The organism is Paenibacillus sp. FSL H3-0286 (assembly GCF_045040705.1).
Lineage (GTDB): Bacteria > Bacillota > Bacilli > Paenibacillales > Paenibacillaceae > Paenibacillus_AQ > Paenibacillus_AQ odorifer.
This window is the reverse complement of the sequence record NZ_CP150285.1, coordinates 3,269,591-3,293,357: the sequence shown is the minus strand read 5'-3', so window position 1 is coordinate 3,293,357 and position 23,767 is coordinate 3,269,591. Positions and strand designations below refer to the sequence as shown.

At 40.6% G+C, this 23,767-nt stretch carries 29 protein-coding genes; 4 read left to right on the top strand and 25 right to left on the bottom strand.

Going from position 1 to position 23,767, the window contains the following annotated elements:
• Positions 1-48: 48 nt before the first annotated feature.
• The 7 genes from MHB37_RS14925 to MHB37_RS14895 all read right to left on the bottom strand — a co-directional run bounded on the left by MHB37_RS14925 (position 49) and on the right by MHB37_RS14895 (position 6,817).
• On the bottom strand, positions 49-1,734 hold the full coding sequence (locus MHB37_RS14925) for an extracellular solute-binding protein (protein ID WP_339282070.1): 1,686 nt from the start codon (positions 1,732-1,734) through the stop codon (positions 49-51).
• A gap of 72 nt (positions 1,735-1,806) precedes the next feature.
• Positions 1,807-2,703, bottom strand: a complete 897-nt coding sequence (locus MHB37_RS14920) for a carbohydrate ABC transporter permease (RefSeq protein ID WP_036678249.1) — start codon at positions 2,701-2,703, stop codon at positions 1,807-1,809.
• A 29-nt stretch (positions 2,704-2,732) separates the two neighbouring features.
• Positions 2,733-3,701 carry a sugar ABC transporter permease gene (locus tag MHB37_RS14915; RefSeq protein ID WP_076129315.1) on the bottom strand — a complete coding sequence of 323 codons (969 nt, stop codon included), beginning with the start codon at positions 3,699-3,701 and terminating at the stop codon, positions 2,733-2,735.
• Positions 3,702-3,945: 244 nt separating this feature from the next.
• Entirely contained in the window at positions 3,946-5,166 is a 1,221-nt protein-coding gene (locus MHB37_RS14910) for an FAD-dependent oxidoreductase (RefSeq protein ID WP_076185964.1), read from the bottom strand.
• 84 nt (positions 5,167-5,250) lie between these two features.
• The gene (locus MHB37_RS14905; protein WP_232061338.1) at positions 5,251-5,811 is read right to left on the bottom strand and encodes a YeeE/YedE thiosulfate transporter family protein; all 561 of its coding nucleotides are present in this window, start codon (positions 5,809-5,811) and stop codon (positions 5,251-5,253) included.
• Positions 5,812-5,833: 22 nt separating this feature from the next.
• The gene (locus MHB37_RS14900; RefSeq protein ID WP_076129313.1) at positions 5,834-6,061 is read right to left on the bottom strand and encodes a sulfurtransferase TusA family protein; all 228 of its coding nucleotides are present in this window, start codon (positions 6,059-6,061) and stop codon (positions 5,834-5,836) included.
• Between the two features lie 66 nt (positions 6,062-6,127).
• On the bottom strand, positions 6,128-6,817 hold the full coding sequence (locus MHB37_RS14895; RefSeq protein ID WP_076135115.1) for a YeeE/YedE thiosulfate transporter family protein: 690 nt from the start codon (positions 6,815-6,817) through the stop codon (positions 6,128-6,130).
• A gap of 173 nt (positions 6,818-6,990) precedes the next feature.
• Here MHB37_RS14895 and MHB37_RS14890 point away from each other — a divergent pair, with 173 nt between their 5' ends.
• On the top strand, positions 6,991-7,875 hold the full coding sequence (locus tag MHB37_RS14890; protein WP_076135116.1) for a LysR family transcriptional regulator: 885 nt from the start codon (positions 6,991-6,993) through the stop codon (positions 7,873-7,875).
• 2 nt (positions 7,876-7,877) lie between these two features.
• On the opposite strand, the gene MHB37_RS14885 is transcribed toward MHB37_RS14890, so the two are convergent.
• From MHB37_RS14885 to MHB37_RS14845, 9 genes are all read right to left on the bottom strand, one after another.
• On the bottom strand, positions 7,878-8,093 hold the full coding sequence (locus tag MHB37_RS14885) for a sulfurtransferase TusA family protein (protein ID WP_076129310.1): 216 nt from the start codon (positions 8,091-8,093) through the stop codon (positions 7,878-7,880).
• Positions 8,090-8,434 (bottom strand): PhzF family phenazine biosynthesis isomerase, encoded by a 345-nt coding sequence (locus MHB37_RS14880; protein ID WP_340395565.1) that lies wholly within the window; start codon positions 8,432-8,434, stop codon positions 8,090-8,092. Before MHB37_RS14880 ends, MHB37_RS14885 begins: the two co-directional genes overlap by 4 nt.
• A gap of 43 nt (positions 8,435-8,477) precedes the next feature.
• Positions 8,478-9,209, bottom strand: coding sequence for a DUF5071 domain-containing protein (locus MHB37_RS14875; protein ID WP_405169535.1), 732 nt, complete (start codon positions 9,207-9,209; stop codon positions 8,478-8,480).
• Positions 9,210-9,253: 44 nt separating this feature from the next.
• Positions 9,254-9,694, bottom strand: a complete 441-nt coding sequence (locus tag MHB37_RS14870) for a hypothetical protein (protein ID WP_175618980.1) — start codon at positions 9,692-9,694, stop codon at positions 9,254-9,256.
• Between the two features lie 332 nt (positions 9,695-10,026).
• Positions 10,027-10,530, bottom strand: coding sequence for a GNAT family N-acetyltransferase (locus MHB37_RS14865; protein ID WP_339173991.1), 504 nt, complete (start codon positions 10,528-10,530; stop codon positions 10,027-10,029).
• A 10-nt stretch (positions 10,531-10,540) separates the two neighbouring features.
• Positions 10,541-11,056: a TlpA disulfide reductase family protein gene (locus MHB37_RS14860; RefSeq protein WP_076185973.1), complete on the bottom strand. Its 516-nt coding sequence runs from the start codon at positions 11,054-11,056 to the stop codon at positions 10,541-10,543.
• Between the two features lie 15 nt (positions 11,057-11,071).
• Complete coding sequence (locus MHB37_RS14855) at positions 11,072-11,599, bottom strand: ClbS/DfsB family four-helix bundle protein (RefSeq protein ID WP_076278990.1); 528 nt, start codon at positions 11,597-11,599, stop codon at positions 11,072-11,074.
• A gap of 30 nt (positions 11,600-11,629) precedes the next feature.
• A complete protein-coding gene (locus MHB37_RS14850; protein WP_081386361.1) occupies positions 11,630-11,821 on the bottom strand; it encodes a DUF2569 family protein in 192 nt (63 codons plus the stop codon).
• On the bottom strand, positions 11,772-12,638 hold the full coding sequence (locus MHB37_RS14845; protein WP_340395563.1) for a S66 peptidase family protein: 867 nt from the start codon (positions 12,636-12,638) through the stop codon (positions 11,772-11,774). Before MHB37_RS14845 ends, MHB37_RS14850 begins: the two co-directional genes overlap by 50 nt.
• A 170-nt stretch (positions 12,639-12,808) precedes the next feature.
• Between MHB37_RS14845 and MHB37_RS14840 the strand changes: the two genes are divergently transcribed.
• Positions 12,809-13,303, top strand: a complete 495-nt coding sequence (locus MHB37_RS14840; RefSeq protein WP_076185978.1) for a hypothetical protein — start codon at positions 12,809-12,811, stop codon at positions 13,301-13,303.
• 62 nt (positions 13,304-13,365) lie between these two features.
• On the opposite strand, the gene MHB37_RS14835 is transcribed toward MHB37_RS14840, so the two are convergent.
• The 3 genes from MHB37_RS14835 to MHB37_RS14825 are packed head-to-tail and all read right to left on the bottom strand — an operon-like array spanning position 13,366 to position 15,818.
• Positions 13,366-13,839 carry a GNAT family N-acetyltransferase gene (locus tag MHB37_RS14835; RefSeq protein WP_248548186.1) on the bottom strand — a complete coding sequence of 158 codons (474 nt, stop codon included), beginning with the start codon at positions 13,837-13,839 and terminating at the stop codon, positions 13,366-13,368.
• A gap of 41 nt (positions 13,840-13,880) precedes the next feature.
• Positions 13,881-14,912, bottom strand: a complete 1,032-nt coding sequence (locus MHB37_RS14830; protein WP_405169534.1) for a Gfo/Idh/MocA family protein — start codon at positions 14,910-14,912, stop codon at positions 13,881-13,883.
• Between the two features lie 18 nt (positions 14,913-14,930).
• Complete coding sequence (locus tag MHB37_RS14825; protein ID WP_076129303.1) at positions 14,931-15,818, bottom strand: sugar phosphate isomerase/epimerase; 888 nt, start codon at positions 15,816-15,818, stop codon at positions 14,931-14,933.
• Positions 15,819-15,942: 124 nt separating this feature from the next.
• On the opposite strand from MHB37_RS14825, the gene MHB37_RS14820 reads away from it, so the two are divergent.
• Together MHB37_RS14820 and MHB37_RS14815 are read left to right on the top strand one after the other, a co-directional pair.
• A complete protein-coding gene (locus MHB37_RS14820) occupies positions 15,943-16,827 on the top strand; it encodes an AraC family transcriptional regulator (protein ID WP_076185982.1) in 885 nt (294 codons plus the stop codon).
• 28 nt (positions 16,828-16,855) lie between these two features.
• On the top strand, positions 16,856-17,677 hold the full coding sequence (locus MHB37_RS14815; RefSeq protein WP_076194322.1) for a DUF2785 domain-containing protein: 822 nt from the start codon (positions 16,856-16,858) through the stop codon (positions 17,675-17,677).
• 89 nt (positions 17,678-17,766) lie between these two features.
• On the opposite strand, the gene MHB37_RS14810 is transcribed toward MHB37_RS14815, so the two are convergent.
• The 6 genes from MHB37_RS14810 to MHB37_RS14785 form a co-directional block, all read right to left on the bottom strand.
• Positions 17,767-18,561, bottom strand: coding sequence for a hypothetical protein (locus MHB37_RS14810; RefSeq protein WP_076185986.1), 795 nt, complete (start codon positions 18,559-18,561; stop codon positions 17,767-17,769).
• 75 nt (positions 18,562-18,636) lie between these two features.
• Positions 18,637-19,740 carry a Gfo/Idh/MocA family protein gene (locus tag MHB37_RS14805; RefSeq protein ID WP_076194324.1) on the bottom strand — a complete coding sequence of 368 codons (1,104 nt, stop codon included), beginning with the start codon at positions 19,738-19,740 and terminating at the stop codon, positions 18,637-18,639.
• A 20-nt stretch (positions 19,741-19,760) separates the two neighbouring features.
• Positions 19,761-20,483 carry a ThuA domain-containing protein gene (locus MHB37_RS14800; RefSeq protein ID WP_076194326.1) on the bottom strand — a complete coding sequence of 241 codons (723 nt, stop codon included), beginning with the start codon at positions 20,481-20,483 and terminating at the stop codon, positions 19,761-19,763.
• A gap of 25 nt (positions 20,484-20,508) precedes the next feature.
• Positions 20,509-21,669 (bottom strand): Gfo/Idh/MocA family protein, encoded by a 1,161-nt coding sequence (locus MHB37_RS14795; protein ID WP_076194328.1) that lies wholly within the window; start codon positions 21,667-21,669, stop codon positions 20,509-20,511.
• Positions 21,670-21,679: 10 nt separating this feature from the next.
• The gene (locus MHB37_RS14790) at positions 21,680-22,723 is read right to left on the bottom strand and encodes a LacI family DNA-binding transcriptional regulator (protein WP_076194330.1); all 1,044 of its coding nucleotides are present in this window, start codon (positions 22,721-22,723) and stop codon (positions 21,680-21,682) included.
• A gap of 189 nt (positions 22,724-22,912) precedes the next feature.
• Positions 22,913-23,662 carry a sulfite exporter TauE/SafE family protein gene (locus MHB37_RS14785; protein WP_076194333.1) on the bottom strand — a complete coding sequence of 250 codons (750 nt, stop codon included), beginning with the start codon at positions 23,660-23,662 and terminating at the stop codon, positions 22,913-22,915.
• Positions 23,663-23,767: the final 105 nt, after the last annotated feature.

Below are 23,767 nucleotides of genomic sequence, written 5' to 3'. Positions count from 1 at the left end.
CGTAAAAACGAAGGCTTGCTAAATAGCAAACCTTCGTATTACAAATTATTATTTACCTAAAGCTTTCTTATTTTCTGTCCATACTTTTGTTACATAATCAAGGAATTTCTCATAGCCAACCTTGATAGAATCTTCATGTGCTTTATCAAGAATTGCTAATGCTTCTGCATCAGTCTTCGCATACATCGATTTTGCTCTTGCTGTTAACCAGATATCTCTGACACTTTGTCTGATAATCCCTTCTTCACTGTCTGGAGCCGGATCCCAATTCAGGAACTCCGTAAAGTCACCTTGCGAAGCCCAAGTTACTTCCATCTGCCAACGGTTACTAAAGTCAATCTTGTCAGCTGGAAGGGTTTGCAACATCATTTTCTTTGTATTATCCAAGAAAACAGTATTACCTACCCATACCAAGTCACCGGCTTTTCCGTTAATTTCGGACAGAGCTTCTGGCTCATTCAGATATTTATCTTTATTAAATTTAGGAGTAAGTCCATCTGCTTCAAATCCATCCCAATACCCTTCTGGTCCTGGAGGACCCCAGTTAAGAACCATAGAACCTTCTGGTCCTGTCATCCAGTCAAGCATAGCGAATACAGCCTCTGGATTTTTAGCGTTTTTAGTGATTGTAGCAACGTTCCAACCTAACTGATTATACGTTCCTGGAGTAATCTTACTTTGATCCAAACCAGCTTTGTAAATCGGTTTAATAAACATATATCCAGCTTCCGGATCCGTCTTCTTCATCTCTTCATCAGCAGTGGCGAGCAATTTCATTGGATCAAAAGTCGCAATAACAGCAAACTTGCCATTCATCGCTTTCTCTCTAATTTGATCTTCTGTTTGAGTATTCGCATCCTGCGTCATTAGCTTCTCACGCATTAATTTAGCAGCAAATACAACTGACTCACGGAATCCTTCATCCTTGTATATCGAACCCATTTTATCGCCATCAGGTACGGCGTATATTCTAGTATACGACAGATTACTCTCTTTAAAAGAGGAGAATAACTGGTCAATTCCGTTACCATCTCTCGCTAAACCCGTCTCGAACGGAATAACGTCAGGGAACTTTGCCTTAACAGCATTTAAATAAGCATACAAATCATCTGTCGTTTCTAGCTTAGGAGAACCAAGCTCTTTGTAAATCTTTTTATTAATAGCATAACCGGCGTTTCCGTTTGGTTGAGTTGTATAATAATTCGGCAGCTGATAGATCTTCCCATCAGGGGAACGAAGCAATTCCAAATGTCCAGCTGTTAAGTATTTCTTAAAGTTTGGATATTTATCAATATATTCATCCAAAGGAACTAGCATATCCGCTTGGCGAAGACGTTCTACGTCAGCACCTTTCTCGGTCCACACAATATCCGGCAGCTCGTTACCAACGATCATCGTTTGCAGCTTTTGAGCGTTATTACCACCAGAGCTAATTCCTGTGACATTGATCTTCAGATTATCTAAAATCCATTTAGAAGCAGCATCTTTGCCCCATTTCGGCATTTGATACCAACCGTAATTTCCGTAGAATGAGACTTCAAGCGGTTCTTTCCCTAATTCATACAAATCAGCCGCAGGAGCTTCAGTTGCTGTGTTGACCGCTGTTCCCCCTTCTTTCTCTGGTTCAGCAGTTGCCGCCGGAGCGCTTGAATTGTTGCCACTACAACCCGCCACCAAAGTCGTCAATAGCAAGGTAGACATCATACCGAGAAGCATCTTTCTCTTAGTCTTCAATGTATTTTCCCCTTTCAATTTGTAATCTATGTTCAAAGCAATACGCTCTAAACCCAATCTCATTCTATCATCCTACTCTTTCAATGATCCGACCAAGACCCCTTTAACGAAGAATCTTTGTAGGAATGGATACACACATACAATCGGAATGGTTGCGACCATGATCGTAGCCATCGTTAATGACTTCGAGGTTATTTTCTTAGCCGAGTTAATATGAGCAATGGAGCTTGCATCTACATTTGACAGCTGTTCTGAAGCAATATTAGAGAACAATATCTGTCTTAAAATGGTCTGAATCGGCATTAACTCCTCTTTCGTAATGTAAATACTCGCTACGAACCACTCATTCCAGTGATTTACTGCTGTGAACAAAGATAATGTTGCTATAACTGGTCCCGACAAAGGAAGTACGATGCGGACAAAAGTCCCCCAATATCCACAACCGTCAATCTTTGCTGACTCCTCTAAACCTTGTGGAAGACCTTGAAAGAAGGTCCGGAATATGATCATATTCCATACGCTGACCAGTGCAGGAATTATAAACACCCAAAATGAGTTGAAGAGACCTAAACTTCTGATAAGCATGTAAGACGGAATGAGTCCCCCACCGAAATACATAGTAATGATACACATAATCATGTAGTATTTGCGACCCATCAGTTCACGCTTCGACATTCCATAAGCGAATATCGAAGTGGCCAGTATCGCTGTTACTGTACCGATTACTGTCCGCAATGTAGCAATGACGAATCCACCCATTAGACGAGAATCTTCAAAAACGATCTTATAATTCTCAAGCGTGAACTCACGGACCCAGAAAGTAACTCCACCTTTCGAAGTATCCATCCCCTCATTAAAGGAAATAACAAGTGAGTTCCAAAATGGATAAAAAGCGGAAAATGCCAGTAAGGTCAAAAATACATATATGAATCCTATAAATATTCGATCTCCTATATTAATACGTTTCATAGTTTGGTCCCCCTATATTGAGTAATTCATTACCACAAGCTGTTCCCTGCTCTTCTGGCAATGAAGTTGGCAAAGGTAAGTAATGTCACGCTGATCACGGCCTTGAACAATCCGATAGCAGTCGCATAGGAGTACCTGAAATTGTCTATACCGACACGTACAACATATACATCAACTGAATCTGACACTTCTCGTAGAGCTGGATTGGAAGCTAGGATCAAAATATCTTCGAATCCTGCATTCACCAGATTACCGATTGCCAAAATCATAAAGATGATTACAACTGGCATAATTGAAGGCAACGTTATCAAATATATCTGTTTAAACCGACTTGCACCATCCATCGAAGCCGCTTCGTATAAATGCGGGTCAATACCAGCAATGGCAGCTAAGTACACGATTGAAGCAAATCCAATTTCTTTCCATACATTGGTTGTAACTAAAATGCCCCAGAAATATTCTGTCATGGAAAGGAAGTTGATCGGTTCATCAATGAATTTCAATTTCTCAAGCAGCATATTTATACTGCCGTTATCTACGGATAACATCGAGGTAACCATTGAGCCGATAACTACCCAAGATAAGAAGTGTGGCAAGTAAGTAACGGTCTGAATCACCCGTTTAAAGAACATCTTACGGACTTCGTTCAGCATTAACGCCAAAATAATCGGTGCAGGAAATCCAAAACAAAACTTCAGTAAGCTGATAATGATTGTATTTTTCATAACCACTTCAAATTCAGGAGCATTAAAGAAGTAAATAAAGTGCTTTAAGCCAACCCAGTCACTGCTAATAAAGCTATTTCCTAACTTGTAATCCTGGAATGCAATTAGAATCCCGTACATGGGGATATAGGCAAAAATAAAAACTAGAACAAGTGCTGGCAATACCATAAGCTGTAGATCTATTTGCTTAAAAAAGCGTCTGATCCCGCTAGTTCGTTGCTTGTTGAGATTCGGTCCGGATCTCTTGTCTGGTGCGACGCTTGCGTTCGCCATAGGTGAATCCTCCTTGTGATGATTTTGAAGATATGTACAGATAATTGATGTCCTTTCTCCCTCCGCTATAGTTGCAACATTTATAAAATAATCATAAGGTTTAAGCGCTTTCAAAAATATATGACAAAACAACTATTATTGATACTTTGACACTCTCTTGCATTAGCTCGTCTCATATTCCTTAAGCTTGAATAAAAAAAGACACATACAGAGATAACATCTGTATGTGTCTTTGACTTTCTCCTTAATTAGCAAGAGTCCTCAGTATTTCTTCATTTATCTTTTCAGTAATTACTTTTTGGACCTTCCCATTATCCAGATAAACAATAGAAGGAACTGAATCTATCCCTAGCTTGGCAGCAAGTCCGGGTGACTTATATACATCTACCTTTGTGACCCTGACATCCGAATGGGATTGCTCAAATCCCTCAATTAGAGGCAATAACTCCCGACAGGAAGGATCTGTGGCATTCCATAAATAAACAACAGATGCTTTGCCTTGATTCAGAATTTGATGCTCATACACCTCACATTCAGATATATACTTCTCTGCACCATACCCTGCAATGGCACCATCGCCAACAGCGGTAGCAACTTGTTTAAGAAACTTATCGCACACATCTCCTGCTGCAAAGACCCCAGGTATATTCGTTTCCATTTTCTCATTAATAAGTACATATCCATTACGATTTAGATCTACTACCCCTGATAAAATTTCTGTGTTAGGGGTGTATCCAATAAATAAGAAACATGAATCGACCTTTACGTTTTGCAGTTCATTAGATTTTAAATTTTTCAGGACGACGGAATTCAAACGTTCCTCACCTTCGAAAGAACTTACCACCGTATTCCACATGAATTCCATTTTAGGGTTTTCTAGTGCCTGCGTTTTGGCAATTTCATTACAATCCATTTTCCCATGATCATGCATGACAGATACGATCACTTTATCTGCAAACTTAGTCAGAAACATCCCTTCCTCAATAGCTGCATCACCACTGCCAACGACCATAACTGTTTTTCCCGTATTTGCCGCAGCGTCACAGGTTGCACAAAAGGAAATTCCTTTATCATATAAGAACATATCTTCATTAGCTGCACCTGTAATTCTTGGTTTTCCTCCACTGGCTATGATAATGACTTTACATTCATATCGAACCCGAAAGGTTTCCACTACTTTAATCTCTTCCGCTGCCGAGACAGATTTGACATCTGTCATTTTGAAATCAACACCAAATTTTTTGGCTTGTTTATGAAATAATCCCATAAGATCTGTTCCGGTCGTTCCTTCAGGAAAACCAGGATAATTTTCTATTTCATTAGTATAAGTCGCAAGACCGCCTACCAGCGATTTTTCCAAAAGAAGTGTCTTCAATTTTGCTCGTCCACAATAGATCCCTGCTGTTAATCCAGCAGCCCCGCCACCGATAATGACGACATCATACTGTTCTGTCTTCTTTTCCATTTCAATTGACCCTCCTGTGTAGACTATGATTTCAATAAAATAGGCTGACTCTCGTCAGCACTATAAGCTCAGCCTATTTCACTTTTACATAAAGAATTTGGCTAATAATTTACTGCCTATAAATGCACCAACCAGCAGGAACAATCCAAAAATCCAGCCTGAAAGCGATAAAGAAGCTATAGCCGTAAATAATGCACCTATATTACATCCATTAGCCAGTCTAGCTCCGTACCCCATGAGCAACCCACCAAGTACAGCCGCCACTACCTGCTTTTTGGACTTAATTTTCTTAAGCTTGAACTCGGAAGCAAACAATGTCGCTGCTAATGCACCTAAGATAATCCCTACATTTCGAATAGACCCACCATCATTCAAAAATCCGGAAGATAATGTTTTTTGAGCTTTCTCCGTACTAAAGTAAGCCCAGTTATCTACATTTCCTCCTACCAGTCGATACGCCCAAGCTCCCCAGTCCGCGAAGGCGCTGGTTACTCCCCATCCTTTTGAGAAAACAGCCAGATGTGCTGTAGCGAACACAGCGAGAAGTACAGCTCCAGTTACATAAGTAAACGGTTCTTTGAGCAATTGCTTGTAAAAGCGGTTAGACGATATCTTCAACCAGAATTCGTTCACCGTTTCATTCACCGTCCTTTCCTACTTAGCGATCCTATTTTACCTTCTCAATAACAACTTCCCACTCGCCATCATCGACCTCTTCGATTTCCACATTATGTCCCTGTTTTCTCGCCCATTCTGGTACGTTTTTCATTGCGCAGCTATGATCAATAGCAACAACTAGAACGTCTCCAACATTTAGTTCAGTCATTTTCTTTTCTGTTCTCATTAACGGTACCGGACAAGCTTCTCCCAGGCAATCAAGTGTAAATTCAGCCATCTTAAAAACCACCTTTTATATTTTTTAAAATTCCTAATAGTGAAAATATTCACGTAATAACTTAAACTAATCTGCGCTTCCCATCTTTTTCTCTTGCCATTTAACTGCAGCGATGTACAACAGAAGAATGATCAGGAACTGAACAACTAGCGCTCCAAGCCAACCAAAGACGTCTGGTAAAAATACAGTGGGTGCATCCTTTATAACGTTAGCTCTCCACCAACCCATATCATGTGATCCCCAAAGTGAACCAATGACAAAAAACACAAGTGACAACATCTGCATCGTGAATCCTTCACCTACACGCATCAATGTACCCGAAGCGCAACCCCCTGCAATAACCATGCCAATTCCGAATAATACTGCGCCAATTATCAAAGCAAAACTGATTTGACCCACATTATCCATCCCAGGAATCGGTTTACCTTCCAGGAACGCTGGATACTTTATGGCTGTAAATCCGATCGTAGCGAGAGAAAATGCTATCAGTACAGCTCTTGTTACCGATGTGCTGCCTGTAATACATGGATCTCTAAGTGATGCAGTAAAGCAGAAACGTGATCTTTGCAAAATAACGCCAAACGAAATACCGAAAAGCAGGTAGACAACCATTTTATCGTGGGAATGGTCTAGGAAAAAACCAAACCCAATAATGAGAACTGTGACCAGCAACGCGATGGGCAACTGACTCTTTTTAGGTTTTCTAGGAGCTCTGGTTCGGGTTGATTTCGTTTCGGGACTTACGGTTTGCCCCATAGTCTAACACCTCCATCGTTTTATGTAATTGACTATGTGAAAATAGTAACATACTTATTTGCGCTGTGGTTATCTGCTTTCTTTATGCTGTATAAGTGTTACTAATGGCACAGATGGAGCGTAATCAAGTATGCTATAGTTTGCACTAACAGCGGGCAACAGGAGGAATAAGTATGAATATGGAAACGCTTAAATTATTTTTAGATATTGCTTCGTTAAAAAGTATATCTAAAGCCGCTCAGAAATCTCATATCACCCAATCCGCACTGAGTCAGCAGTTGAAATCCTGGGAGAATACCTTGGGTTCTGAGCTTTTTGTGAGAAGTAATAAAGGGGCCAGCCTAACAGAAGCAGGGATTATAGCAGAGAAGTATGCGGAGCAAATCTGTAAATTGTATGATGATATGGTCACAGAGATCAATCATTTACAGCCAACACAACATGAGCTGTCTATTTATGCGATTCCAGAAGTCTGTAATTATGCCCTGCCATGTACCTTATATGAGGTAAAAAAGCATTTTCCCAATTGCCATATCACTCTAAACGAAGGGGCATCGTCACTGGTAGAAGAACGTTTGCTTCTTGAAGAAGGTGATGTTGGCTTTATTTCCGGGCCTTCCCCGAAATCTGAATTAAGCTCCAATATGGTGTTTTCTGATCAAGTTATGCTAGTGGCAAGCAGTACGACCGTTTGTCCTGATAAAATCACACTGAATGAGCTCCCTAAATATCCGTTAATCTGGTCCTCACAGCTTCATTGTGTGCAAAGGGCTTTAAATAACATATCTGCGGGTGAGCTTAAATTAAACATACTGTTTAATCTGGACTCCCTTGAGGCGGTAAAGCTTGCTGCAATTAGAGGACATGGTGTTGCCTTTCTGCCTTATATGTCCATAAAAAAAGAGTTGTATAGTAAACAACTCAAGATTATTCATATTGATCAGTTCCAAGTAAATAACGATGTCTACATGGTAAAAAAACATAATCAGCGTTGTGACAATGATACGAAACAATTAATTCGTTATATAGAAAAGACATTGATTGATACATTGTGTTGAACTTATATCTCAATCGTAATCTCCCATACCCCATTAATAACTTCTTGGATGGTACATTTCAAATTTGAACCACGACAGTAATCCGTGATGGAAACTTTTGCGCAGCTATGATCAGTAACCAGCATCACCTGTTCGCCATTTTGAATGGCTTTTTGATGTTTTTTTAACATCATTACTGGTACTGGACAGATTTCTCCCAGACAATCAATTTCAATCATGAAGTTACCATACTGAATTGAATGGGTAGCACCCCCACGTTTGTTTCGATCTTTATCGAGCCAGCCTCACCAAGGATCCACTTTGTTTTTAAAGCAAATAAAGATGCCATTGTAGCATGTCCACAAAGATTGATCTCATGGGCTGGCGTAAAATACTTAAGCCTTAAATCAGCTACATCTGATGAGACTACAAAAACTGTTTCGTTAAAACCGACCTTATGAGCTATCGCTTGCATGTCACTTTCCCTCAAATGAGCCGCATCTAATACTACACCAGCTGGATTTCCTTTGTTGGAATAAGGAGAAAAAGCATCATAATGAAGTACTTTTATGTTGTTCATTGGTTAGTCTCCTTTCAATTTATTTCAATAAAGCTTGATAACTTCACGAAGTGAGAAACTCAGCAGTAAAAATTTCTATTTCTCTTAAAACTTCTTGGCGGTTAGATATCGCATTACATATATAAAAACGGTCTTTATTGTGCTCATGAAACTGTTTAATTACATTAGGCTGCTGATTTAAGAATTCTTTATGAAGAGCTTCACAATCAATTTCAAGATGAGTATCATGAAGTTCCTTGAGTTCAAATACAAGGACATCTTTTTTGTGCTGGATTATTTCACAGACCACATCTTTTGCGTATATACCGTGAGTTAATAAGATTCTTAATGCCGATAGGTCATTGGCTTTTTCCTGTGAAATCTTAATTAATTCTGCTTGTATCTGTTGGACTTGGTTCGTGTTCCAATGATCAATTAATTTTTCGAAAATCCAATACACCCATTCTTGATCATCGCTGTGTTGATTTAGTACATCTTTAACATATGGAATCATCGGATCCCCTATTTCAAGTAAAAAACCAGCTATTTCCCCCGCACCTGGCCAATTTAAATCTTGTATCCATTCAAGCAAACCCGGCAATATGCTTTTCACACGTGGATATCCTAAACGTATGACTGTTTCAGCCGCTCCATCCCAATAGTCTTTTGATATAGGTTGTACTAATAAATGCAAAGCTTCATCCTTTATATATTGTAGCTTATTAATTGCATCTTCCTTTTCCTCTTCGCGTGTGTGCCATGATAATTTTTTGATTAGACTAGATGCTTCTTCCACTAGATTCACCCTTTGAACTTGAATTTTCCACCACGCCGTTCTAGCTACAACACTGCTTTCTTCCGCTTCATTATCCAAATTATTAATAAGACGATAACCGATGTCCCCAATAAGAAATACATCCAAATCGTTTTTTTAACCAATTCATCATTGGGATAATGGCCTTTATTATAAGCTTTTACAAAGATATCCTCTTGGGTCTTAATAGCAATGTAATCTTTTGGATCCGTATTGATAATTGAGTAGTAGGGCGTACCTTTAGGATAAATATTCGAGAAATTTCCCCTGTACGTGCCTTCCTCATCGGAATATTTAGTTACATGCCCTATCTTCTTATCGATTTCTTCGGAGGGGATGAGTTCATCGTCTGATATTTCGTAGATGTCACCTGAATAAACAACAAACGAACCGGCCCAATCCGCGGAGACCGCATGTAATGGCAATAAAGCAATTATGGCTAGAATTACAATAATGAATTTCTTCATCTCAACCTCCTAGCTTTGGGATTCGATTGATTTATAGATTGTTTTGAAATATTTTCCATTATTTAATCCATCAATAAGCTCCACTAAACCTGACAAAGATTCCAAACCATCTATTAATTTCTGAATGGGCGATCACATCCGCGTTAAATCCGTCTGGATCAATATCGTTCAAAAGTATCGTTGTTGTGACCTCTGTAAAATCTGGTTCTACATAACAGGTTGAGGATTTATTATATAGACTACAATCAGCATCAGAAGCAAAAATGAAAGAAATGCGGTGATGATTATGAGTTTCTTTCTTTTTTTGATCATAGGGATTAACTCCTTACGGTTTAGATACAAAGTGATTTCCGATAAATGTATTTATGATCCTCATCCATATCCGATGATTTCATATACCCCACACTGCGCCAAAACCTTTCATTTGCATCATTAGTCGGGGTTAACTCGATATACTTTGCACCGTCTGCATAAACATGTTTTTCGACCATTGAATAGGCAAATTCACCATACCCTAAATTCCGATACGTAGGTTCAATATAATACTCCATTAAAAAACACTTTCCACCCTCATCAAAATAAGTAACATACATTAAAAATCCAAGCACAGTACTGTCCTTATGTATAAGAAACAAATTTAAAGGATTTATATCTCTTGTTCTTAGCTCTTCAATGATCTCTCTATACTCGTCTGAATAAAAGTAATCCAGGTCAAAATCATCGCCCATAGATACGTGGAGAGATAATTCATTAATGTAACTATTAAAAAGTCCCCAAAATATATCTACATCCGATTGATCTTTTGCTGCAAAAACCTCTAAATGGATCGTATTCATTTCAACCTCCTTAATCATAGTTTTTAATGAAAATCTTAAACGAGCTCTCAATTGCGTCAAAATCAGTCGAGCCAATAATTTGATCCATAACCTTGCCATCAGAGTTTATAAAAAACAACGCAGGAAAAGCTTGTTCACCAAATTGTTTATGGAGATCACCTGTTTCATCTAGGAGAACAGGATACTTTATGTTGTAATCCGCCACGTATTGTTTTACTTCAGAAAGATCATCTTGATAAAGCAAATTGATTCCGTATATGTTCACTCTATTTTTATATTTCTCATACAATGAGACAATCTTAGGAGCGTCGTCATTACAATATGGACACCATGAGGTGAAAAATACGAATACAGTGGGTTTCTCCGTGAAGTCCACTTGTATTTTGTTTCCATTCGCCAACTCTTTTAGTTCAATGTTCTCAGGACTCTTAATGGGTTTAGAAGTGTTGTTTACTACGACAAGTATAATCGAGCTTAATGCAATCAAAAATATAAATGTACTTACAATAATAGATATCTTCTTCAAAAATAATCCGTCCTTTTATACTTCCTTAGTTACATTAAGCTTTTTCCATTTGCGAATCTTAGAACGAAAAGTCTTAAACGGTGCTACTGAATTAATATGAATCCATTTGACCATTGGCCATCTTGGATTGTTTCCTGTCCATTTCCGCACGCCTTGCGTAAAAAGTTCTTCATCACTTAAAGAATCAATCCAGTTCTGCCACTGATGCTCTGTCTCTTGAAATAAAGATCTTAACTCGTCTAATGAGTAGGCAGCATATGTATGATAAAACGATTGATATAATCCGCCAAGCTGATTCCATTTATAATCCGGTGAAGGTGTAATAACGGTTAACCCTGCTTTTTCATCCTTATCCCATTTCATAATAAGATTCAACCAGCCCAATTGATAAGCAATGATTTCTGCTGGGGTACGATCAACCCCTTCCATACGATTGTCTCTTTGGGAGTGCTCAATGCCATCAAATTCATGATCAAGAGACTGATAGGCAATATGAATCGCATCTTTCAATTCTTCTTTTGATAGATAATCTTGTGTAGACATCATACCCCTCCTTTAAAACACTTTTTTAAATTACTTTACAAACGTATTATGTACTCGCTCTGATTTCAATAAATATGCAGTCCAAATTGCACACGTAAACACTGACCTAATGATCCCTTTGAGTGAATCTCCATTTCCAAGTTCTCTGGCAAGCGGAATTTGATAAAGAATTTTACAAAGTGATTTTATTGCCCACAACAATACACTTACTGTTACTGCCATGCCCAAGCTCAGCTGTCTTTATGATAGGAATGGAGGCGGAATGGCTAATTTCCTTCACATACTCTTCTACTATCGGGAATTCATTAAAGTTCTCAAGTTCTGAAAACGACCCTAGAATCAATCCAGCACAAGCATCAAAATATTTCAATTGCTGGAGCTGAGCAAAAAAGGAGACTATTTTGTTAGCTCTGCCACTTAAACTCTCCAACAATAATATTTTGTCACAAGGATCCGGAAAATAGCTTGTCCCTGCCAGCTTCAAAAAACAGCGAATATTCCCCCCGATTACTATCCCGCTCATCTGGTTACCACGAACCCAATGATACCGGAAATCGTAAAGATCGTTTTGACCCTCGAAGAATGTTCGATAAAAAGCCCTTTGCTGCTCCGCCCCATCAGAAGACACTAGATTCATCAACTGATAATGATAGGATTTCGAATTATTTTGCGTATATAAAGCGTTCAAAATAACTGACAAATCACTTATTCCGAAAAAGGGTTTGGGGTTCATTCGGATACTTTCATAGTCTATGTACTCTAAGATCTGATTGGCAGAATCCCCACCTGAAATATCGAATATCGCGCTAATTTCAGTATTTTTAAATAGTTGATTCAGCTCCGCTGCTCTTTCCATGGGATTGCCGCTGAAATAACCCTCTTTTCTAAACAAAGTATTAGCCACCACTACATGGAGTCCAAATGAATGCAAAACTCTTTTTAATTCCTCTACTTTAGCTAGGTTTTCTACTCTCACACCATCTGAACAAGCAATCAGTCCTACTTTATTCCCGCGAGTAAATTTTAAGGTTGTGTTCATTTTAATAATCCTTTCGATGCTACTTTTTAGTTTAATCTCCTCAAATTTACGATCATATTTACACCATACCATATTTAGGGATTTGAATCATTTTCTTCTTGAAATTTTGAAACCACAACATGGTAATATAAGTATAATAATGCAAGATCAAATACATTGGGGGTGTACTAATGCGTAAATCACCGTTGATATTAAGCATGATATTATTTTCCCTGGCGTTAATTATGGGATGTAGTTCAGAAGTAGATGATGCTACTAAAGCCGCAGAGAAATATAAAAATGTAGAATATACCGTCAAGGCTTCTGAGGATTTAATGTCTGATGAATCCATTCTTGCGCGAAATGAAGAGATGAAACCGTATTTTACAGAATACTTTTCCGAAAAGGCTATAGCGAACCGAATTACAACTATCCCATTTAAAATCGCTGATACACAAAAGCTTTCTTTAAAACCGGAAAACCTAAAATTCAACCTTTCCGAACAAAAAAAGGATATTGTCGAGTTAAAATATACGGTGGATCTTGTTTTATTGGATAAGGATGACAAAGAAAGTAAACGTGTACCTTTGGAAGGTATATTGACTCTCTTTGATGTGGACGGTAAATGGTTAGTTCAAGGGGATCGATTTGATACTGTAGCATTAATGAACTTGATTGATGGGTGAATTTGAATATCCTTCTTATCATAAAAAGCAGACTGCTCTAATGAGCAACCTGCTTTTTTGAATTACATTATTTTTTTGCTCATCCTATAATTGACCAACAGAACACCTTTTCGTTCTATACTTTGTTTCGCAATAAGCTGGTATCCCAGTCGTTCAAAAAAAGGTTTAGCAGTGATGCTTGCTTCGGCATCCATTTCATAAAGACCCTGTTCTTTTGCTTTCAATTCAAGCTTATTCGCCAATGCAGAGGCTACACCTTGCCCTTGGTAATCTTTGTGAACATATAATCGATCCAAATGTCCTTCTGCTGTCATATCAGAAAAGCCCACAATAATATTATTAATTTCGGCTACATAAGTGATATTTTGACGTAAAGAAGCTCTCCAAGTATTAAGCTTAAGTGCCTCTTCCTCTTTAGGTGCCCAAGCATCCAGCTGTTCCTGTGAGTAGTCTTGTTTGTTTACGGAATGAACTGTTTCGTAGAACAATGAGATAATTTGAATAAGATCCGATTCTCGGTAAGCTCTAATATTCATTTTGATCTCCTTGCTGGCGATTGTAGTAACAGAAGTCAATCTCAAAACTCCACTAGATCGATTTTCCGGCCAGATTCAGCACTTTCCAGCGCTCCGAACACCATTGCCATACTATACCGATTATCTCTACAATTCGTCTCTGCAGGACGTTGCTCTGCCAATGACAAGAACATCTCATCCAAACACCCTTGATGGAATGTTTTACTCATCTCAACGTTTTCACCCTTTACACGCTTTACGTCACGAATGAACATATCGCTCTGATCTCCTGCAGTAACTACCTCAGCATATGGCAGCTCATGACCATCCCAGATTGCGGTTCCTTTCTCCCCGTTAACCCGCCAAGAAGCTTCCCATGACGTGGATGCACCTTCTGCACACCAAGATCCCTGATAGGTAAATATTGAACCGTCGGACATCTCGAAAATGCACACTGCCGACGCATTCCCCTCATACCATGAACCGGGAGGATTAAACTCCTGACAGTATACGGACACAGGGTTCGCGCCACTAATAAACCGGGCCTGGTCGAAGGTATGAATCGCCATATCCAGCAGCAACGGACTTTTCATAACATCACGGAACCCCCCGAAATGAGCCCCAAGGAAAAATCTTGCACCGATAAATCCTGTTCTACCAATCGTTCCTGATTCTATGATTTTTCTTAAAGAACGAATACGAGGATCATAACGGCGGTTCTGCATCACCGCATGAGCGTTTCCAGTCCGTTCCGAGATCTCAACAATCTTATTACATTCCTCCATAGTCTCAGCTAAAGGTTTCTCACTAAACACATTACACCCAAGTTCCAATGCAGTGCTAGAAATATTGAAATGACTTCCGGGAACAGTAACGTCAAAGACGAGATTTGCTGCGGTCTCCTGTATCGCCTGCTTAATATCCGTAAACGTCAGACATGAAATCCCATGCTTCACGGCCATCGCCTCAGCCGACTCCAACCTTATATCTACTAGAGCAACGATCTTAGTATCTGTACGCAATAAAGCGTATTCAATCCATGCATTAGCCATTCCTCCGCAACCTGCAACTACTACCCGATACTGTGCTGTCATATTTCTCCCCCTGACTTATTAAAGCGGATTAGGCACAAAGCTGCCCCCGCGGCATTGTTTTAAATGATTCAAGGCATGTACTTGACCCATCATTTCCAGTTCATCCCGATAGACAGGATCATGCCAACCTTCAATATCAATGGTTCCTTTATAACCAGCCTGACGCAAAATGGAGATAACATCCGTCCAGTTCGTATCACCAAAACCCGGAGTACGGTGCCATACATAAGGTTTCGGGCCGTGGATTCCATATTCTTTTACAATATCCCAAGCGATGGTGGCATCCTTGCCGTGTACATGGAAAATCTTATCTGTCCATTTGCGCAGCTGTGGAATCGGGTCAATCAACTGCACCATCTGATGGCAGGGCTCCCATTCGAGTCCCATATTGTCAGCAGGGACAGCGTTAAACATCTTTTCCCAGGCTATTGGATGATGAGCGATATTCCAGTCCCCTGAAGTCCAATTGCCATCCATGGAACAGTTCTCAAAAGCAATTCTTACTCCGCGATCTGCTGCTCTTTTTGTCAGCTCACCAAATACCTCGGCAAACTTCGGAATCGATTCATCAATGGACACTCCTGGTAGTCGTCCCGTGAATCCTGATACCATATCAGTACCAAATACATGAGCATGATCAATAAGCCGTTCCCAGCTCGCTAATGCATCGGAATTGTCACCCGTATTCGTCAAAGGATTGCCAAAGATGCCAACCGATGAAATCACAAAATCATGTTTTGCCGCAAGTTCTTGCACACGCTTACCAGTTTCCACAAGATCTGTTTCACCTGTAGTCTGCCAGAAGGTTAAGCTAAAAGATTCGAAGCCATGACCTACGATTTGCGGAATCACTCTAACAGCATCTCCGCCTCCAACTAATGTGCCTATACGCATTGTATCCTTCATCTTGTGTACCACTCCAATATTGGTTTATAGTAAGTTCTATAACCCGAGTATATACTGCATTTGAGCTTAAAACTCTTATTATATTGTGTTTATATAGTCGTATATTGTGGGAGTTGAATAAATATTGAGCTATCCTAATGATCTTAAAGAATACCCTCAATTAGAAGGAAACACCTATCCGTTTCGATTGTTTTTTAATGAATGCAGACATGCGAAAATCGGCCAGAACATCCTTTTTCTACACTGGCATGAGCATTTCGAAATCATTATCATGCAAGCAGGCAGCGCCATTTTCCACATCGACAGCAAGCCCTACGAACTGCATCCCGGAGAGGTTTTGTTTGTTCCTTCTGGAGGTTTGCATGTTGGATATAGTCTGCGGGATGATCATGTCCGATTTATATCCGTCGTATTTCATAGTTCTTTATTTAAAGATTGGAAGCAAGATCCTCAACATGAACAATTCGTAGCTCCCTATTTGGAGAATCGATATCAGCTACCAGTTAAACCAGCGGCACTAGTTCCAACCTGTTCTACTTATTACTCTCTTCTGAACACTATCGTGGATGAAGTGCATCAGAAAGGTCCTGCATTTCAGTTGATCATCAAAAATCAACTTCATCTGCTTTTTGTATTGCTCTCCCGTACCTTTTTGCCTGAGCAGGTTTCTGGCAGAACAAATGAACGTCAATCCTTCAATCGTGAGCGTTTTAAGCCATTGCTGGAGTACATGGAGAACCATTTTGATGAGAAAATGACTATTGAAAGCGCCGCGAGATCCGTTAATCTAAATCCATACCATTTCTGCAAAACCTTTAAGAAGCTCACCGGCCGAACCTTCATCGATTATGTTAATCTTTGCCGCGTAAATGAAGCAGAACGACTGTTGCTGGAGACAGATTTTACTGTAACGGAGATTGCTGGACGAGTGGGCTGCGACAATCCTAATTATTTTACCAAGCTGTTTAAGCAATATAAAGGAACTACACCATCCGGTATTAGAAAATAATTCACACTGGAAAATAGGAGATTATAAAATGAATTTAAAAGAAACGTTGATATGCATAAAAGAAAATGATTACCAAGCACCTTCCGATACCTTCCAGTTGGTACAAGAAATGATAAATAACATTGGTTCTTTAGATGCCCAACTACGGGATGAGCTAATTTATACAACTTTTTCTCATTGGATCCCAGGTAATTCTCTAACTACAAACGGACTGGAACAACTTATACCCGTTATCTTGGATAAAAACCATTTGCATTTTAAGCTTGGCGAAACCAATACAGACTCTGTCTTTACCAGATCTTTCTCTATGCTAGTTATCCCACTCCTCTTCATGAGGCATAAAGAATCACCATTTCTCTCAAGAGAGCAAATTCATCAGATAAAAGAGAAGGTATTTTGCAGTGTGCAAAATGAGCGGGATTACCGGGGGTATGACGAAGAAAAAGGCTGGGCTCATGCTATAGCCCATGCAGCAGATACTTTAGATGAATTGGCTCAATGCTCCGAACTGGATGAAAATGACCTCATAACTATCCTCGATTTGGTTTACGAAAAGATGACCATAACAGATCGAATATACTCCGATGGGGAAGATGAGCGAATGGTAAGATCCATAATGAGTGTTTTAGATAGAAAAATGCTTAGTCAGACTTATGTAGAGCAATGGATTCAAAGTTTTGGTGATGTGGAGAAAAATCCAGAATTTCTTCCTGCCTTTAAACAAAAAAATAATATAAAGAACTTTTTGAAAAGTTTATATTTTCGAGTTAAATATTACAAAGTACATGCCAATCTCTGTCCAACAATCGAGCATACATTATATAAAGTAGAAAAAGTATACTATTCCTAATTAAAAAAAGTGAGGGTTAGAGCACCCTCACTTTCCATCTACAGTTCAAATACGTGGAGCACTTGCTACCTGTTGACGGGTCTATTAGATTATTCAGTAATTGCTAGCTCCATCCTCCGCACACTCGCAAGCGCGGGAAAAGATTCCAGCACCATCCCTGTATTCCATAACTTAACCTGCTGTCCAACCTGTAAATCCTTAAAGCTGATGGTCTCTCCAGCTTCATTAAACATTTCAGATTTCGCATTGAATGTGAACCAGTAAGATGGATCTTCGTTACCAGGTTCAAGGATTAGAATCCGCTTCGCCTGTTTAGTATCGATATCAACGATTGTACCTACTACATGCGGATCACCTATTTCTGAAATATCATAGGTCAACATCTTTGGATCGATCCACTTTTCAATTTCAAGCTTAGCTGCTTCCGCATCATCTGACGGAATGGTAATAGTTACTTTATTACCAATCGTATCTACACCAGAGCCGTAGAGATTCAGCTTCTGGTATAGTTCTTGTTCATGCAACAATTCTTGAGCAGCTAATAACTCTTGCATCGTATATTTCACATCATGAAGTTCATAAGTACCTGCAGTGAAAGTCTGAGCAAGGCTTTGCTCAATCTCCGAGTTCAAACCTACAATATTAATATGAACCTTGTTATCTTGCAGATAAATATCTCCGTTAGGAATCTTCTGAGCTGATAAGAAAGTCTTAACCGCGCCTGGATCATCCATTGCGGGGTTCGTAGAAGCTAAAATTTGTGGTTCTGAACTAATTACAGGAGTTGGAACCGGCTCCTTATTCGCTTGTTGAGCCTCTGAACAGCCACTGATTAACAAAATAACAACGGGAATCCATATCCAACCAATAATTATCTTACGCATCCTATTAACACCTCCACTCTTCATCTTCTCAAACGAAGACCGGAAGTGATAGGTTGCAGATTCAGGAAGAATTCTCTAATCCAAAGTATAAGGAGCAAGACCGATTGGAAGTGCCGCAGGACGAGTGCAGGTGCTTTCCATTTCGTAGAATGAATGAGCATCAGAAGAATCATGGAAAGCCCACATTGCTTCTAATACGTGATAAGCCAGTTCTCCACTGGCACGATGCTCTCTACCCGTCCGAATGGCGTAAGCCATATCTGCTGGTCCAATCCCGCGGGTATTCTGATCATACCCTGACAACAACGGCTGTTCCGTCCACTCATTCTCACCCATAAGCCGGAGTTTCACGGGACCCCCAAAGTTATTCGGGTCTGGAACTTGAATCGTTCCTAGCGTTCCGTAGATTTCTATATGCGGCAGGTTGCTCCCGCCAAAGATATCAAAGCTTGTAATCAACGTTGCAATGGCACCATTTTCAAATCGTAAGGTTCCGGCTACGTGAGTTGGAATTTGAACAGGAATTTTATTCCCAAATTTCTTCTCGCTTGTAATCGTACGTTCTTCCAGCGCTTTCCCAGTCATTCCGCTAACCGTATGAATAGGACCCAACAGCTGCACCAAAGCCGTCAAATAGTAAGGACCCATATCGAACATTGGACCTCCACCAGCGGCATAATAAAATTCCGGATCTGGATGCCAATGCTCATGTCCACGGCCCAGCATAAACGAAGTAGCTGCAACAGGTTCGCCAATTACTCCTTCATCTATCAGCTTCAAAACCGTTTGAATTCCCGCTCCGAAGAATGTCTCCGGTGCACTGCCCACAAGTACTCCCTTTTCCCGCGCAGCTGACAGAACTTTGCGGCCTTCTTCTCTCGTCACAGCTAGAGGTTTCTCAACGTATACATGTTTACCTGCTTCAATAGCTTTTAGGCATACTTCCGCATGAACAGCTGGAATCGTTAAGTTGATTACGATTTCTATCTCTGGATCATTCAGTAATTGTTCTGTGGTATAGACGTTTGGAATATTGTATTTATCCGCTTGTTCTTGTGCTCTCACCAAATCTAAATCCGCACATGCAACTAGATCAAGGATCTCGAACTTTTGACAGTTCTCCATATAGATACTACTGATTTTACCGCATCCAATAATACCAACTTTGACTTTATCCATTCGCTGATCGCTCCCAGAATTTATTGACTGTCTGCCATTCCACTATAGCTATTCATAACCTCCGAAACATTGGATAATGCTTGCGCTTTACCTTCAGCTGCCCATATTAATCCTCTGCGCATCATTTCACGCACTTGCGGCTGATCTACAATGTCCGCATGATGCCCCAGTGAATTATAATAAACTCTGCCCAAGCCCCAACGTTTTGTCCAAGCTACTGGCATATCAACAGCCTTATTATACGAATGAGGCCCTTCAACTACTGGAAAACGAGTCGTAGCAAGAACTTCAACAGCTGGATCTACATGCAGATAATATTGCTCTGAGCAAACACTGAAATCTTCTAATCCTTCTACCAGAGGACTTGAGCTTTGACAAATCTCTACGGTATAGTTAACGCCGTCATTCCCAGGATGAGCTACCCATTGTCCACCCGTCATAAACTGCCAATCTACATTATTACGAAAAGAATCACACATCCCGCCATGGCAACCGGCAAGACCTGTTCCATGCTGTACAGCTGCGGAGACATGATTCACAAAATCCTGCTCGATTGTGCCCATTGTCCATACCGGCACGATCAAATCTAGTCCAAGAAGCTTATCTGCATCAGCAAAAGCCTCCAGTGTATTCGATACTTCAACTTCAAACTGTTCCTCTTGCAACATTTTAGCGAATATATCAGCGACCTGCTCAGGCTCATGACCCTCCCAACCGCCCCATACAATCAATGCTTTTCTCATCTTCAGCACTCCTTCTAAGGTTAGATTACATCTCGGATAAATCGACCCACCGGCGTTCATCAATAGAGCATTCTACAGCCTCTAACACCGCTTGGCATTTCACTCCATCATTGAAATTCGGTTCTGGCTGACGACCTTCTTCAATTGCGTTAGAAAGCTCCAGCATTTCGTGAATAAACGTATGTTCAAAACCAATCGTATGACCTGGTGGCCACCAAGCCTCTGCATACTCATGAGCAGGATCGGTCGCCAGCACACGGCGAAAACCTTGTACATCCTCTGCATCCGAGGTCAAATAAACTTCTAATTCATTCATACGTTCGAAGTCGAATTTCACACTGCCAAGACTCCCATTGATCTCAAAAGAATTGGTAGAGCGATGACCCGCTGCGAATCTTGTAGCTTCAAAGCTGCCCAGAGCACCATTATCAAAACGGGCTAAAAACAAGGTGGCATCGTCAACGGTAACCTTACCCTTGGGTGCATCCTTATCTCCTTTAGCGCTTAAACCAGTCATTTCAGCGGCGAGCGGACGCTCTTTTATGAAGGTCTCGCTCATGCCGATTACTTCCTTCATATCACCTACTAAGAAATGAGCCAAATCTATGAGATGCGCCCCCAGATCTCCATGCGAACCTGAACCGGCGATATCCTTCTGCAGTCTCCACACTAAAGGGAAATCCGGATCTATTATCCAATCCTGTAGAAACCAAGCCCGAAAATGATAAATCTTTCCCAGCCGCCCACTCTCTATGAGCTTCTTAGCCAGTCGAACTGCCGGAGAAAAGCGATAATTAAAACCAACCATATGTGTAACTCCCGCGTCTTCAGCAGCTTGCAGCATTTCACGGGAATCCGCCAAGGTCAGCGCAAGTGGTTTTTCACAAAAAATATGTTTACCTGCTTTGGCTGCTGCCAAAGCTATCTCCTTATGCGCGTTGCTGGGAGCATTAATATCTATAAGATCAATATCCTCTCGAGCGATCAGATCCTTCCAGTCCGTAACACAATCCGCCCAGCCTAACTGCGATGCAGCTTCTCCAAGCGCTTCACTATTACGTCCACAGATTACAGACATTTCCGGTTTAAGCGCTTTCGGGAAAAACATAGGCAAACTGCGATAAGCATTACTGTGGGCTTTACCCATAAATTTATAACCGATCATTCCAATGCGAAGCTGTTTCATCTTATTCCTCCTAAGTGTTGATAGATTTAGATGAAGCTCGTATAACTAGTTCTGTCGGTAATTTGATCTGTACGGCTGGTGCGGGTACTTCTGCCAGATTGTTTCCCAGCAATTCAATGATTTGGGCTGCGGCAAGTTCACCTAGTTCGTAAAAGGGAACCCTCACACTGCTTAATGCAGGTGTGGTAAGCTCCGCAGCTTCCGAATCATCATAACCCACAATAGCTGGCAGGCGATCCCTTGGTATTCCTAACTCCTGTAGTCCTTGCTGCAAACCTATGGCCATCCGATCATTGGCGGCCATAATCGCATCAATCTCATTCAGCAAAGGCAACATTTCTTTGGCAGCTATAATTCCGCTTTTCCGGCTGAAGTTACCTTCGAACAAAAGTGAAGAGTCTACAGAAAGATTCACCTCTGCCAAAGCGCGGGTATACCCCGTTAAACGATCTCGGCTGTTGGAATAAGATTCTGGCCCATTTAGAAAAGCAATCCTCTTAAACCCTTGTTCCAGTAAGTGTTTAGCCGCTTGCCAGCTTCCTTCGACATGATCGGCATCCACCTCGTGAAAAGCTTCCCCAGCAAAATGCTGATTAATCAGACAAAAAGGATGGTCTTCTTCCTTCAAACGGCGGAGTGAGGCTAGCTCACCTGGCTCTTCTTTAGCGCCAAGCACAATGCAAGCATCGATCTTCCGCATCTTAAACAACTCGTTATAATCCATTGGCGCTTCGGCATTCCGAAACAGCATTAACAGATCATAACCCTCTTCTCGCGCCTTGCTCCCTATTCCACTTAATATTTCCGAAAAATAATAAGTGGAGAACAAGCGGGCTTTCGGCAAATAAGGCATCACTACACCCAAGTTCCCGCTCCGTCTACGAGCAAAGCTCTGAGCAAGTGAACTAGGGGTATAGCCTAGCTTCAGTGCAGCTGCCAACACACGTTCCTTCGTTTCTTCCTTAATCGGACCAACATTGTTTAACACGCGAGATACTGTGGCTTCTGAGACACCTGCAAGCTCGGCAACCTCTTTACGGCTGGCGATATAAATTCCTCCTTCTCATAGGTTATGAACAGTGACATTTAGCCTCGTTCAATTCGCTATTCGAAAACGCATTCATTTAATGTACGCGCGTACATTTTCTCATGAACAAGGCTCTTCGTCAACCCTAAGATTGGATAAATTTAAAAGACGTTCATATACAGTAAGGGGGAAGAACGTCTTTCTTTTTCTTTTCAACTATCCGCGAGGCACTAGCATTAGGACACCAAGTAAAATGATAATCAGAAATAAGTAACTCTCAAATTTTTTAGCAGGAATACGTTTATTCACATATACCCCAAGGACCGTAGCTAAGAGAATTGCTGGAATAGAATATCCATAAAGAACAAGAGCATCCACCGTCCACAATCCCCCGATAGCATGACCCGTTACAACGAGTACACCCGAAATAAGAAAATGAGCTTGCAACGTACCCCGAAAACGATCCGGATTCCATTGTCGTAAAGTACCATAGATCACGACAGGGACACCATTAAAGTTATAAGCACCGCCAAGTACACCCGAAGCGAATCCGAAAGGATACACCCAGCCTTTTGCCTTAAGCAATGGATGATCGATCGTCTTAAATATTCTCTTCTTTATCACCGAATAAACTCCATAAACAATCAAAAATATACCAAGGCCAGTCATAATTACACTTGCCGGTGCTAAATAAAGTATGACTAGTCCTACAGGAATTCCTATCACTGTTGAGAGTGCTAATCGAATCAAAATAGGTCGTTCTATATGCCGCCACCCACTCACAACTGTAAGTGAGGCAACCGTGAGGCCTGCCAATCCAATCAAAGAAACTGAGGTATGTATAGGAATCGGGAGCAGTGCAAGCAGTGGCATGCTCACAATCGCTTCACCAAAACCAAACACGGTTCTCATTAAGGCACCTATAAATACTGCTACTACGACTAGTGTAATTATTGTAACGCTCAATCGCTTAATCCTCCTCCTAATCTTATCCATCCGTAATTGTGCATAAAGTCCTCACATTTCCAGAACATCTGAATACATTCCTTATTTCCACTCTTCTAATTATAA

Coding starts and splice junctions, on each gene's coding strand:
- MHB37_RS14920 (WP_036678249.1), bottom strand. CDS start 2,703: ATGAAACGTATTAATATAGGAGATCGAATATTTATAGGATTCATATAT.
- MHB37_RS14800 (WP_076194326.1), bottom strand. CDS start 20,483: ATGAGAAAAGCATTGATTGTATGGGGCGGTTGGGAGGGTCATGAGCCT.
- MHB37_RS14865 (WP_339173991.1), bottom strand. CDS start 10,530: ATGAATACGATCCATTTAGAGGTTTTTGCAGCAAAAGATCAATCGGAT.
- MHB37_RS14815 (WP_076194322.1), top strand. CDS start 16,856: ATGAATTTAAAAGAAACGTTGATATGCATAAAAGAAAATGATTACCAA.
- MHB37_RS14795 (WP_076194328.1), bottom strand. CDS start 21,669: ATGAAACAGCTTCGCATTGGAATGATCGGTTATAAATTTATGGGTAAA.
- MHB37_RS14915 (WP_076129315.1), bottom strand. CDS start 3,701: ATGGCGAACGCAAGCGTCGCACCAGACAAGAGATCCGGACCGAATCTC.
- MHB37_RS14830 (WP_405169534.1), bottom strand. CDS start 14,912: ATGACAGCACAGTATCGGGTAGTAGTTGCAGGTTGCGGAGGAATGGCT.
- MHB37_RS14855 (WP_076278990.1), bottom strand. CDS start 11,599: ATGTCTACACAAGATTATCTATCAAAAGAAGAATTGAAAGATGCGATT.
- MHB37_RS14880 (WP_340395565.1), bottom strand. CDS start 8,434: ATGAACAACATAAAAGTACTTCATTATGATGCTTTTTCTCCTTATTCC.
- MHB37_RS14825 (WP_076129303.1), bottom strand. CDS start 15,818: ATGAAGGATACAATGCGTATAGGCACATTAGTTGGAGGCGGAGATGCT.
- MHB37_RS14835 (WP_248548186.1), bottom strand. CDS start 13,839: ATGAATATTAGAGCTTACCGAGAATCGGATCTTATTCAAATTATCTCA.
- MHB37_RS14890 (WP_076135116.1), top strand. CDS start 6,991: ATGAATATGGAAACGCTTAAATTATTTTTAGATATTGCTTCGTTAAAA.
- MHB37_RS14850 (WP_081386361.1), bottom strand. CDS start 11,821: ATGGCAGTAACAGTAAGTGTATTGTTGTGGGCAATAAAATCACTTTGT.
- MHB37_RS14805 (WP_076194324.1), bottom strand. CDS start 19,740: ATGGATAAAGTCAAAGTTGGTATTATTGGATGCGGTAAAATCAGTAGT.
- MHB37_RS14870 (WP_175618980.1), bottom strand. CDS start 9,694: ATGAAGAAATTCATTATTGTAATTCTAGCCATAATTGCTTTATTGCCA.
- MHB37_RS14910 (WP_076185964.1), bottom strand. CDS start 5,166: ATGGAAAAGAAGACAGAACAGTATGATGTCGTCATTATCGGTGGCGGG.
- MHB37_RS14895 (WP_076135115.1), bottom strand. CDS start 6,817: ATGGGGCAAACCGTAAGTCCCGAAACGAAATCAACCCGAACCAGAGCT.
- MHB37_RS14885 (WP_076129310.1), bottom strand. CDS start 8,093: ATGATTGAAATTGATTGTCTGGGAGAAATCTGTCCAGTACCAGTAATG.
- MHB37_RS14810 (WP_076185986.1), bottom strand. CDS start 18,561: ATGCGTAAGATAATTATTGGTTGGATATGGATTCCCGTTGTTATTTTG.
- MHB37_RS14840 (WP_076185978.1), top strand. CDS start 12,809: ATGCGTAAATCACCGTTGATATTAAGCATGATATTATTTTCCCTGGCG.
- MHB37_RS14900 (WP_076129313.1), bottom strand. CDS start 6,061: ATGGCTGAATTTACACTTGATTGCCTGGGAGAAGCTTGTCCGGTACCG.
- MHB37_RS14845 (WP_340395563.1), bottom strand. CDS start 12,638: ATGAACACAACCTTAAAATTTACTCGCGGGAATAAAGTAGGACTGATT.